Below are 11914 nucleotides of genomic sequence, written 5' to 3' on the forward strand. Positions count from 1 at the left end.
AGCACTCGCACCCGAGGATGAGGAAAGGAATGCGAGCGAATTCATCATTCCGGAGCGGACCGCGCTCCACCCCCCTGCCGTTCGGTCATTGAACCTCGCTTTCCGGTCAACCGTCAGGGTGTTCGACACATGACCCGGGTGACCGGAAGGGCCTTGCCACCATTCCTCCCGGATGTCCCCTGTGGGTCACCGGCCTCTTTGCGGAGGGCGGCGATCAGTTGTTTTCCGTCGATGGTCGGCTCGGCCGCCGTTTCGATCATGTCGAGGGCTTCGGGTACGCCGTCGAGGAAGCGCGGTTCGAACAGGCCGAGCCCCACACGTTCGAATGTGTCGGCGAGCAGCCGGGAGAACGGAACGGGCTCGTCGTACCAGGGCGTCCGATGTTCCCAGGAACCGTCCGACGCGTAAAGATCCGTCACTTCGGTCAGCGCCCGCAATTTCGCCCGGCGGAATCCGCTCAGCAGTCCGAGCGCCAGTTCCCGCGCGTCCCCCGTCACCGCGAGCCCGGCCCCGCCGTACCCGTGGCGCCCCGGCCCGGCCGGGGCGCGCGGGAGCGGGGTCAGCGTGGTCAGCGTCCCGGCCGCCTCGGCGCACTGGCCGGCGACGGTCCCCTCCAGCAGGGCCCAGGCCGCACCGATCCGCGCCGCCCAGGCACCGGCCTCCGCCGGGCCGAGCCGCCCGGCCGGGGGGACGTCGAAGCAGTCCCGGTACGGATCGAGGTCGTCGAGGACGAAGGCGGGCACCGCCCCACCGGAACGCAGCGTCCGCACGGGCTGCCAGCGGGGACCGTCCGCCGCGCCGAGTTCGATGTGCAGTTCCCCGCCCGGGCCGGGCCCGTCCCGCCGGACCAGGAACCCCGTCCCGGTCGCCCGGACCACCGCCGTGCCCCGCTCGCCCGGTCCCGCGACCCGTACGGCCCCGAGCCCGGGCAGGAACAGGACGCCGTCCCGGTGGCCGACCGGGACGGGCAGATCGAGTCCGGCCCGTACGGCGGCGGCGGCCACCGTGGCGCCGAGCCGCTCCACCGGGAGCGCGGCCCGGCCTCCGGCCCGTACCGCACCGAGGGCGTCGAGCAGCCACGTACGCGTATAGGGGTGGGAGAGCACCGCGTCGAGCGCCGCCGCGCCCCCGGCGGTCCGCTCCACCTCCTCCGCCAGCTGCCAGGCCGCGTCCCAGAGGGCCCCGCCGCGTCCGTCGAGCTCGTGGTGGAGGTGGGCGAGCAGGGTGCGGGTCAGATCCAGCTGGGCCTCGACGAGTTCGGCCGGGACCCGGACGGCGGCCGATTCGGTGGCCGCTGCCGTACGGTCCTCGATGCCCCGGACCAGGGCGGCCAGGTCCGCGCAGTAGACCGAGGGGTTGTCGAAGCCGTTGGCGGAGCGGTAGCGGTGGGTGTACAGCCCGCCCCCGCACGAACGGACGACGGGGCACCGGCGACAGGTCTCGCTGACGCCCGCCAGACCGAGCTGGCGCGCGCGGACGCCGGGGTGGGCGGCGACCTCGTCGAAGGTGTGGGTGAAGACGTCGAACCCGGTGGCCGCGGCACCCTCGTACGCGCTCTTGAGGGAATCGGCCTGTTCGAGCCGGCCGTCGGTCTCGATCACGACGAGGTCGGTGGGGGCCAGACCGAGCGATTCGGTGAGGCTGGGGCCGCCGCCGAGGCTGGAGAGCACCGAGGAGAAGAGCCGCACCGGCACCGGGCGGCCCTGCTCGGTCCAGCGGTCGAAGACCGTCAGCAGCCAGTCGGCGTACGCCGTCGCGGAGCCGTCCGGGCGCTGGGGCGGTGTGTCCCAGGTGGCGTGCGGGAGCAGGAAGTCGACCATCGGCGGGGCGAGTCCGGCGAGGGCCTCGTAGACCGCGACCGGGTCGTTGCGGATGTCGACCGTGCAGAGCAGACCGAGGTCGAGGTGGCGGTAGCGCTCCTGGCGCAGGAGCTCCACGGCGCGCAGGACGAGCGGGTGGCTGGTGCGCCCGTCGGCGAAGCGGCGGTGCCGGTCGTTGGCCGCGCGGTCGCCGTCCAGCGAGATGCCGACCTTGACGCCGAACTCGGCGAACAGGTCGAGGTAACGGGGGCTGAGCTGGACGCCGTTGGTGTGGATGCGCAGGTCCAGCTCGGCGACGCCGTCCAGCGCCGAGCCGAGTTCCTCGCAGACCCGTCGCAGCCGCGCGGGGCCCGCCAGGAGCGGTTCCCCGCCGTGCAGGATCACCGCCACGGAGGGAAGCGCATGCGTGGCCGCATGCTCGGCCAGGCGTCGGGCGGTCCAGGAGACGGCCTCGTCGGAGATGGTCTTCGGGCGGGTCCGCCAGCTCTGGTCCGCGTGTTCGTAGACATAACAATGATCACATGCCAGATCGCACCTGCTGTGAACCTTGAGGACGAATTCACGGAAGGGGACCAGAGGTCCTGTCATTCCGCCATTCTAGTCATCCTCGAGGTCCGGATCAGAGGGCCGAACTGAAGGTGGAGGTCCGGAGGGAACGGCCGGTCGACGCACCGAATACACGGTCGATCTTCCTGGCCGCTTCGGCGCTGCGGGCGTCCGTTGCGGCAAGGGTGGTGCGGGGCTTCGCGGGGGCGAAGTCGGGGGTGGTTCCGTAGGTCTTCACGGCCGTCCTCGGGGATTTTTTGATGGTCTGTTTCCGGACAGAGAAATGCTGCCGGTTTCTGCATATGTGCAGAGTCCGGAAAGGCAGACTTTACTGCCACGGCGCCCCTTCCACACGCCGCCGGACCAGCCGTCACACACCGTTTCCCCAGTCGGGACCCTGCCTTCATTCACCCGGCCGGGTGAGACCCGTCCCGGACATCGGAGGGGTCGTCCGGAGGCAGTGCCGCGCGCGATCCGCGCACGCAGTCCAGGACCCGTTCGTGGCTGTCGCCCACGACGTCCGTGACCCGCACCCGTATGTGCAGCGCGTCGATCTCCTCGACGAAGCGCCGCGAGAACGCCCCGGCCAGCACGGTCTCGTAGCCCGCGGTGCCGGTCAGCGGGAACCCCCGCCCGAAGGCGACGAGTTCGAAGTCCTTTCCGGAGCGGAGCCCGTGGGCCGTGAGCGTGGCGACGGCCTCGGAGAGGTCGGTCCAGGGCGCGGCCTCCGCGTCGGTGCCGCCCCGGCGCACCACCTGGAAGTCCCAGCTCTCGACCACGGCGATGTGCTGGCCGCCGTTCAGCACCCCCACCCGCCAGACGGGTGCGTCCCCCGCGAGGAGACCCGTGGTCCAGGCGCCGCGCCACCCCAGATAGGGCCGGACCGTGCGGGCGTACTGCGCCCTCGCCAGTACGGCACCGGCCGCGACGGCCAGCAGGCTGCCGAGCGCCTCCACGTCCAGCAGTTGCAGCCGCCACGGCCAGACCTCCCGGGCGCCGGGGGACACGTTGGCCCGGACGGTCTCCCAGAGCAGGACGAGGATCAGCACGGCCAGCAGCGCCAGCGGGGCGGTGAAGAGCAACGGGCTGCGGCGCACCCTGCGCTGGCTGTCCGCGAGCGGCCGGCCGCCCTCCCCGCCCGTACCGTTCACTTCGGTGTCCCCTCCCCCGCCGCGAGCCGTTCCCGCTCCATCACTCGGACACTCGGAGCGACAACTCGCGGGTCTGAACGTTCAATTGGGAAACCTTCTCATACGTCCGGCCCGGCCCGAAGACCTTCGGGGCAGGTGGCCGAAGTCCGCCCTCGCGGGCCCGCGCGGCCCGGCGGCGCCCTTGCCGCCCCCGGGCCCCGGACCTACTCTCGTTGCCCCGGACGGGGGCGGGGCGGGGCGGCCGTGGACACGGCCGGGGTCCCACCGACAACAGCAGACGGGGGTGACCATGACGGCGCTGCCTGGGCCGCTGAGATCCATGGTCTTCAGGAACGAGGACCTTCCGGCACTGTTCCACCACACGGACGCGATAGCCGTAGCCCGGCAGCGCGAGGCCGTGAACACCACGCGCGGGCAGCTGGCCCTGCTCGTCGTGAGCGCGGTGCCCGCCGCTCTGCCGTGGCAGATCAAGGCCGGTGAGTCGGTCCATCTCCTGTACGCCCTGGCCGGGCTGGGATATCTGGGCGTGCTGTTCACGACGTTCCTGGCCTCCCGCCGCAAGGCCGCGTCCCACTGGCAGCTGAACCGTTCGGCGGCGGAGTTCATCAAGTCCAACTGCTGGCGCTACGCCGTGCACGGCTCACCGTTCGACACCTCCGCCCACCATCCCGAGGCGCTCTTCGCCAACCGGCTGGAGGAGGGTCTCCAGGAGCTCCGGAAAGTGGGCTGGGCCGACCCCCGCGAGGAGCTGGCGGACGCCGGGGACGGCCTCATCACGGAGTCCATGCGGGAGTTGCGGGGCAAGGCGTACACCGTCCGCAAGGAGACCTATGTACGGGACCGGCTGATCGAGCAGCGCCGCTGGTACCGCAGGCGTCGGCTGGGCTCCCGGCGCGGGGCGCTCCTCTGGTCGGGTGCCGTCGTCGCCCTGACGCTCCCGGCGCTCGCACTCAGCGCGCTCCAGACCTTCGGGGTGGGGCAGTCCTTCGGGCTGACGGGGGTACTGTCCGCCGCCGCGGCGGCCTGCCTCGCCTGGCACGAGATGCGCCGCCACCAGCCGCTGGTCTCGGCGCACTCGCTGGTGGAGGAGGATCTGGAGTCGATGCAGGCCGCGATGGAGACCACACTCACCGAACGGCAGTGGCCGGTCGCGGTCTTCGAGACCGAGCGGATCGTCTCACCGGAGCACACCGACTGGCTGGTGCGGCACCGGACCTGACGTATCATCAGTCACTTTTCGCGATGTGGTGACGGGCCTGACGCCCGGTCAGCCGCGCTCCACCCCGTCCCGCCAGATGACGGTGACCGGCCGGCCCAGCGCACGGGCGTACGTCACGATGTCGCCGGTGCCGCCGAGGCCCCGGGCCGGGCAGCCGTCCCAGACGGCCAGCAGCAGGTCGCAGTGGTCGGCGATGTACGCGCCGGCGGCATAGTACGCCTCATCGGTGGAATGCGGGAAGCCGAGCCGGACCTCCTGGGCCGCACGGGACTTGAGCAGCCGGTAGCGGGCCAGGTCGGCGGTGTCCTCGAAGCACGCCTCGTAGTCGCCGCTGGGGATCACCACCGTCAGCTCGGCCCCGCAGTCGAGGGCGAGACCGGCGAAGAGCTGGTCCGCGCCGACCGCCAGGCTGGAGAGCGCCTCGGTGGCGCCGTCCAGGCCGCACAGGGCGGACCGCAGTCCGGCGAGCACATGGGCCCGCGCCCCGGCGGGGATGGAGCGGTGACCGGTGATCCCGATGCGATTCACGGACCTGGAACCCCCTGGTGTCGGCGCTTCCCGTGCCTCCGGCCGTGGCGCCATCCTCTCAAGAGCGGCGGGGCAGGCGGGAGCCCCCGTCCGGAATTCCGGACGGGGGCTCATCTGTACGGACGGCTCCGGGCACGGCGGGCACGCCGGTGGGGATACCCGGTACGCCCCGTCAGTAGACGCTGACGCCGTACGCGTTCAGGGCTTCGATGACCGGCTGGTAGAAGGTCGTACCGCCGGTGCTGCAGTTGCCGCTGCCGCCGGAGGTGAGACCGATCGCCCGGGTGCCGGAGTAGAGCGGGCCGCCGGAGTCGCCGGGCTGGGCGCACACGTTGGTGCGGATCATGCCGTACACGACGTCGCCGCCGCCGTAGTTGACGGTGGCGTTGAGGCCGGTGACCGATCCGCTGTGGGTACCGGTGGTGGAGCCGCGGCGGGTCACGGCCATCCCGACGGTGGCGTTGGCGGCGCTGGTGATGTCCTGGCCGCCGACCGTGCCGTCCTTGGGGATGGTGGTGTTGGTGTACCGGACGATGCCGTAGTCGTTGTTCGGGAAGCTGGACCCGGAGGTCGTGCCGAGCACGGTGGTGCGGGCGGAGTTGGCGTACCAGGTGCCCGTGCCGTTGGTGCAGTGACCGGCGGTCAGGAAGTAATAGGTGGAGCCGCTGCGGACGTTGAAGCCCAGCGAGCAGCGCCCGGTGGCGGAGTAGATCGCGTCGCCGCCGGAGATCAGCTTGCTGAACTTGCCGGGCGTGCGCTCGATCTTCAGGGCGGAGGCGTTGGCGCCTGCGGCCTTCTTGATCTGCGCGATCTCCGCCGCCGTGACCGTGCTGTCCACGGTGACCAGGAGGCGGTTGGTCTTCGGGTCGACGTTCCAGGCGGTGCCCGCGATGTCGGCGCCGAGGACGGCGTCGCTCGCGGAGGCCAGCTGGTTGGCGCTGAACGTGCCGGTGGGTTCGGCACTGGCGGTGGTGGGGACGGTGAACGCCGCGACGGCGGCGAGTCCGGCGAGGACGGCCGTGGTACGGACGCGTCTCGCGTGGTTGCGGCGGGGGTTGGTGCGCTTGATCCTCACTTCGGGTTCCTCCGAGGGGAATCGGGGGCCCTCCTGTGGGGTGGCGGGCCCGTGAGGCGCAGTCGGGGGCCTGTCCGGATTCCGGAGTTGCCGTGCCCCTGACAATCGCTGACGGGAGTATCGAGGGGCCCGGACAGGAGACGCAAGCATGCCTTTCAGCCACGCGTGCCCCACGCACCACGGCCCCGCGCACCCGGCACACCCCGGCCCCCGGCAGCCGTCGGGCTGCCGGGGGCCGGGAAGGTCGTACGGGAATCCGGAGGGCCGTGCGGTTCAGGCGTCCAGGCGGTTCCGCTCCCCCGCCGGGACCGGCACGGTGAGGGTGTTGCCCGGGGGCGGGAAGGGGCAGATGAAGTGATCGGCGAAGGCGCACGGCGGCAGCAGGGCGCGGTTGAAGTCGACGGTCACACCGCCGTCCGCGGCCGGAGCGCCGGGGCGCAGGAACCGGAAGCGGTAGCTGCCGTTCCCGCTGGTGGCGTCGGCGAAGACGGCCCAGAGCGAACCGTCCGGCTCGACCGCCGCCCGGAGCGTGTGCTCCTCGCCGTCCACCGTGAAGACGATCTCCCCGCCGAGCCCGAGCCCCCGCTCGACCCCGTCCGCGTTGGGGACCCGTACGGCCTGCGCCTCGGGGTACGGGCGGAAGGTCCCCGGCAGCGCCCAGTCCGGGTCGTACGGGGTGGCGTCGATGGTCGAGAAGGCGTGCCGCGGCGGCGAGGCGGGGTCGAAGTCCCGTACCGCCCAGAGCCCTTCGCGGCGGAGCACCACCAGCCGGCGGTCCCCCCGCGCCACCCGGGAGTCGTCGACGGGCCCGCTGTCCGCGCCGAGCCGGACCTCGCCGGTCAGCGGCTTGCCGTCGACAACGATGCCGTCCTCGGCGGTGGCGGTCAGCACCACCTCGTCGCCGTCCTCGCGCCACTGCCCCGGGACGGCCGGAATTCGCCCGTCCGGGTAGTCGGAGAGCCAGTGGGTCCCGGTCAGGGAGAGGGGGCCGTAGGGGGCGGCGACCGCGAGGACGCGCTCCTCGTGCCACCGCTGCCACTCCTGTGCGGCCCCGTCCGGGCCGCCTGCCTGCTGGTTCCGCTGTGCGTCCGTGCTCATGCGATCAACCTTTCCACACCGGCTCCGCCAGGCCGAGGTGCGACCGCAGCGTGGAGCCGGTGTACGCGGAGCGGAAAGCCCCGCTTTCCTGGAGGAGCGGGACGACCCGGTCGACGAAGTCGTCCAGGCCGCCGGGGGTGAGATGCGGTACGAGGATGAAGCCGTCGGCCGCCCGTTCGTCGACGAACGCGGTCAGCTCCGCCGCGACCGTCCGCGGCGAGCCGATGAAGGACTGCCGGGTGGTCGTCTCGATGACCGTCTGCCGCAGCGAGAGCCCCTTGGCCTCGGAGATCGCCCGCCACCGGGCGACGACGCCCACCGGGTCCCCGTGCAGGACCCGCCCCTTGACCAGGCCCGAGTCGAGGACCGGGTCGACCTCGGGGAGCGGGCCGTCGGGATCGTACGCGGAGAGGTCGCGGCCCCAGAGCTGCTCGGCGGCGAGGATCGCGTTCTGCGGCGAGACCTGCTGGCGGCGGATCTCGTACGCGCGCTCCTGCGCCTCGGCGTCGGTGTCGCCGATCACCACGGTGACGCCGGGCATGATCTTGAGGTCGTCGGGCTGCCTCCCGTACGCGGCGAGCCGCGCCTTGACGTCGGCGTAGAAGGCGCGGCCCGCCTCCAGCGTGCCGTGCCGGGTGAAGATGATGTCGGCGGTGGAGGCGGCGAACTCACGGCCCTCGCTGGAGTCCCCGGCCTGGATGACCACCGGGTGGCCCTGCGGGGAGCGCGGCACGGTGAACTCGCCGGAGATCGTGAACTGTTCGCCCTCGTGCGCGAAGGGGCGGGAGCGCCCGTCGGGTGTCCAGGAGTCCCACAGCTCCCGGGCGGTGGCGACGAACTCGGCGGCCCGGGTGTAGCGGTCGGCTCGGTCCAGGTAGCCGCCCCGGCGGAAGTTCTCCCCGGTGAAGGCGTCGGAGGAGGTCACCACGTTCCAGGCGGCGCGCCCTCCGCTGAGGTGGTCGAGGGTGGCGAGGCGGCGGGCCAGCTCGTAGGGCTCGTTGAAGGTGGCGTTGACGGTGGCGGCGAGGCCGAGCCGTTCGGTGACGGCGGCCAGCGCGTTCAGGACGGTCAGGGACTCGGGGCGGCCGACCACGTCGAGGTCGTGGACGCGGCCGTTGTGCTCGCGCAGCCGCAGCCCCTCGGCGAGGAAGAAGAAGTCGAACTTCCCGCGCTCCGCCGTCCTGGCCAGATGCTCGAAGGAGGAGAACTCGATCTGGCTGCGGGAGCGGGGGTCGGCCCACACGGTGGTGGCGTTGACGCCCGGGAAGTGCGCGGCCAGATGCATGGTGCGGCCCACGGTCAGACCTCCTTCGACGAAGCCGACGCGGCCCTGGCGGTCGCGTAGCGGCTGGCGGGGCGGACGAGCCCCAGGTGTTCGCGCAGGGTTCCGCCCGGATAGAAGGTGCGGAAGAGGCTGCGGTGCTGGAGCAGGGCCACGGTGCCGTTGACGATCCTTTCGAGGTCGCGCTCCGGGGTGATGGGCGTGAGGTGGAAGCCGTCCACCGCGCCCGCCCGGTGCCACTGGGCGATGAGGTCGGCGAGGTCGACGGGGCCGCCCCGGAAGTAGGTGCCCCGTCCGGCGAGCTGGGGTCCGCTCTCCAGTCCGGGTTCCGGTGCGCTCTCGACGTCCCCGAGGTCGACCGTGAGCGCGACCAGGACCCGCAGCGCGTCGGGGTCGCGCCCGTGGGCGGCGGCCTTGGTGCGCAGCTCGTCCCGGAGGGCGGCGGCCTGTTCGGGGGTGGTGGCCCGGATGTGGATGACGTCGGCGTGCCGGGCGGCGGCCTCCCGGGACGGGACGCCGATCGCGTCGATGACGGTGACGGGCCTCCCCTGGGGCGGGCGCGGCACGATGGCGGGGCCCTTCACCGTGAAGGTGGAGCCCTCGAAGTCGACGTAGTGCAGCTTGTCCCGGTCGATGAAGCGGCCGGTCGCGGTGTCCCTGATCTCCGCGTCGTCCTCCCAGCTGTCCCAGAGCCGTGCGGAGACGTCGGCCACCTCCCCGGCCTCCTGCCACAGCTCGGCGGGCGGGGCCGCGAGGCGTCTGCCGAAGAGGCGGGCCTCCGCCTCGGTGGTGGAGACCTCGGCGTGCCACCCGGCCCGGCCCTTGCTGACCCAGTCCAGGGAGGCGACGGCCGAGGAGACGTGGAAGGGCTCGGTGTGGGTGGTGGTGACGGTCGGGACGAGGCCGATGCGGTCGGTGGCGGGCGCGATACGGGCGAGGACCGCGAGCGCGTCGAGCCCCGGGCGGGCGAAGGAGTCGCCGAGGGTGACGAAGTCGAGGGCGCCGCCTTCGGCGAGCCGGGCGAGCCGGAGGTAGTGCCCGGCGTCGTAGTGCGGCGGGCCGCCGATCTCGGCGGCCAGGTGGAGGGGGGTACGGGCGGACATGACGGGACCTCTCGGGTCGGCGGTCGGGCGGAGGGCTGGGGCCTCTCGTCCGGATCGGGCCGGGGCACGCGGGCCCGGCCCGATCCGGGCGAGAGGCCCTGCGGCCTGTCCGGCCGTTCCCGTCGCCGTCCGCAGGGCGGCCGTGAGACAGACGGGAACGGCCGGACAGGCCCTCGCACCGGGGTGTCCGGCGGACCGGCGCCGGACACCCCTCACGGTCATCGGCGGTGCGGGGCCCGTGGCGGACCTGGCGGGCCCCGCGGGACCGGAGCGTGCCGGTCCCGCGGGGCCCCACCGGGTCAGCTCTTGGTCTTGGGCAGGCCGGGCGGGTTGATCTCGGACTTCTCCACGGCCTCGCCGGTCAGCCCCCAGCGCTTCAGGACCTTCCCGTACGAGCCGTCCTCGATGATGTGGTCGATCGCGGCGGCGTACGCCTTGACCAAGCCGCTGTCCTTCTTGGTGGTCGCGGCGATCTTGCCCTGGAGGCCACCGCCTGCCCCGGAGATCTGTCCGACGATCTCGCTCTGGCCCGCCGACTCGACGTGGTAAGCGGCCGACGGGCTCGGGCCGAGGTGGGCGTCGATGCGGCCCGACTGGAGGGCCAGGTAGTAGTCGTTCTCCTTCTGGAAGTACTTGATGTCCACGGGCTTGCGTCCGGCCTTGACGTTCTCCTCGCTCCACTCGACGAGGATCTTCTCCTGGTTGGTGCCGGAGGAGACCGAGATGGTCTTCCCGGCGACGTCGGCGGGGCCGTTCACCTTCCAGCCGGAGCCCTTCTTCGCCTCGAAGGCGATGTTGTCGAGCCGGTAGGTGGCGAAGTCGTACTTCTCCTTGCGCTCCTCGGTCACCGTGACGTTGGAGAGGACCGCGTCGAACTTGGAGCTGTCCAGGCCGACGAAGAGGTTCTCCCAGGAGACCTGCTCGAACTCCGGCTTGAGGCCGAGGGTGTCGACGAGGAGGGTGGCGATGTCGATCTCGGAGCCGATGCGGGTCTTGTCGTCGGTGGCGAAGAAGCCCAGCGGCGGTACGGCGTCCGCGCTGGCCCCGACCTTGAGCGTGCCGCGCTTGCGGATCTCCTCGGGGACGAGGGCGGCGATGGCGTCGACCTTCTTGCCTCTGAGCCGGTCCTGGTCGGGACTGATGTTGATCCCGGTGTCCTTCTTGCCCTTGGGCGCCGCCACGTCGACGGAGGCGTCGGGGTCGCCGCAGGCGGTGAGCAGTCCGGTGGCGGTGAGCGTGGCGATGGCGAGGGTGATGCTGCGGCGGACGGACACGTACGTACTCCTTGTGGGTGGTGCGGATGGGCGGGATATGAAGGACGGTTCAGAGAACCTTGGAAAGGAACGCGCGGGTGCGTTCCTGGCTCGGGTGGTCCAGGACGTCGGCGGGCGGGCCCTGCTCGACGATCCGGCCCTCGTCCATGAAGACGACAGTGTCGGCGACCTCGCGGGCGAAGCCGATCTCATGGGTGACGACGATCATCGTGGTGCCGCCGTGCGCCAAGTCCTTGATGACGTCGAGGACTTCGCCGACCAGCTCCGGGTCCAGGGCGGATGTCGGCTCGTCGAAGAGGAGCAGCTTGGGCTCCAGGGCGAGGGCCCGGGCGATGGCGACGCGCTGCTGCTGGCCGCCGGAGAGCTGGGCGGGGTAGGCGGACGCCTTGTCGGCGAGGCCGACGCGGGCGAGCAGCTTCTCCGCCGCGTCGACGGCCTCCTTGCGGGGGCGGCGCAGCGCGGAGACGGGCGCCTCGATGATGTTCTCCACCACGGTGAGGTGCGGGAAGAGGTTGAAGTTCTGGAAGACGAACCCGATCTTGGTGCGCTGGCGCAGCACCTCGCGCTCGCGGAGTTCGTACAGCTTGTTGCCGTCCCTGCGGTAGCCGACGAGGGTGCCGTCCACGCTGATCCAGCCCTGGTCGACCTTCTCCAGGTGGTTGATGGTGCGCAGCAGGGTGGACTTGCCGGAGCCGGAGGGGCCGAGGATGACGGTGACCTCGCCGGGCCGTACGGAGAGGTCGACGCCGCGCAGCACCTCCAGGGAGCCGAAGCTCTTGTGGACGGACCGGATCTCGACCATGGCTTCGCCGGTTGCG

At 72.0% G+C, this 11914-nt stretch carries 10 protein-coding genes; 1 reads left to right on the top strand and 9 read right to left on the bottom strand.

Translation table 11 applies throughout. The features are described 5' to 3' along the window. Positions 1-113 precede the first annotated feature (113 nt). Together B7C62_05420 and B7C62_05425 are read right to left on the bottom strand one after the other, a co-directional pair. On the bottom strand, positions 114-2408 hold the full coding sequence (locus tag B7C62_05420; protein ID ARF71756.1) for an FxsB family radical SAM/SPASM domain protein: 2295 nt from the start codon (positions 2406-2408) through the stop codon (positions 114-116). Positions 2409-2773: 365 nt separating this feature from the next. After that, on the bottom strand, positions 2774-3517 hold the full coding sequence (locus tag B7C62_05425) for a hypothetical protein (protein ARF71757.1): 744 nt from the start codon (positions 3515-3517) through the stop codon (positions 2774-2776). A 289-nt stretch (positions 3518-3806) separates the two neighbouring features. Here B7C62_05425 and B7C62_05430 point away from each other — a divergent pair, with 289 nt between their 5' ends. Then, a complete protein-coding gene (locus B7C62_05430; GenBank protein ID ARF77004.1) occupies positions 3807-4736 on the top strand; it encodes a hypothetical protein in 930 nt (309 codons plus the stop codon). 48 nt (positions 4737-4784) lie between these two features. Here B7C62_05430 and B7C62_05435 read toward each other — a convergent pair whose 3' ends face one another. The 7 genes from B7C62_05435 to B7C62_05465 all read right to left on the bottom strand — a co-directional run bounded on the left by B7C62_05435 (position 4785) and on the right by B7C62_05465 (position 11898). After that, positions 4785-5264 carry a hypothetical protein gene (locus B7C62_05435; protein ARF71758.1) on the bottom strand — a complete coding sequence of 160 codons (480 nt, stop codon included), beginning with the start codon at positions 5262-5264 and terminating at the stop codon, positions 4785-4787. 172 nt (positions 5265-5436) lie between these two features. Beyond that, positions 5437-6339 (bottom strand): serine protease, encoded by a 903-nt coding sequence (locus B7C62_05440; GenBank protein ARF71759.1) that lies wholly within the window; start codon positions 6337-6339, stop codon positions 5437-5439. 273 nt (positions 6340-6612) lie between these two features. Beyond that, the gene (locus tag B7C62_05445; protein ID ARF71760.1) at positions 6613-7437 is read right to left on the bottom strand and encodes a hypothetical protein; all 825 of its coding nucleotides are present in this window, start codon (positions 7435-7437) and stop codon (positions 6613-6615) included. A 4-nt stretch (positions 7438-7441) separates the two neighbouring features. After that, positions 7442-8722, bottom strand: coding sequence for a F420-dependent methylene-tetrahydromethanopterin reductase (locus B7C62_05450; GenBank protein ARF77005.1), 1281 nt, complete (start codon positions 8720-8722; stop codon positions 7442-7444). Between the two features lie 14 nt (positions 8723-8736). Further along, entirely contained in the window at positions 8737-9822 is a 1086-nt protein-coding gene (locus tag B7C62_05455; GenBank protein ARF71761.1) for an FMNH2-dependent monooxygenase, read from the bottom strand. Positions 9823-10121: 299 nt separating this feature from the next. After that, positions 10122-11096, bottom strand: a complete 975-nt coding sequence (locus tag B7C62_05460; GenBank protein ARF71762.1) for an ABC transporter substrate-binding protein — start codon at positions 11094-11096, stop codon at positions 10122-10124. Between the two features lie 49 nt (positions 11097-11145). Further along, positions 11146-11898, bottom strand: coding sequence for an ectoine/hydroxyectoine ABC transporter ATP-binding protein EhuA (locus tag B7C62_05465; protein ID ARF71763.1), 753 nt, complete (start codon positions 11896-11898; stop codon positions 11146-11148). Between the last annotated feature and the right edge of the window lie 16 nt (positions 11899-11914).

The sequence above is a fragment of the Kitasatospora albolonga genome, assembly GCA_002082585.1.
Taxonomy (GTDB): Bacteria; Actinomycetota; Actinomycetes; order Streptomycetales; family Streptomycetaceae; genus Streptomyces; species Streptomyces stephensoniae.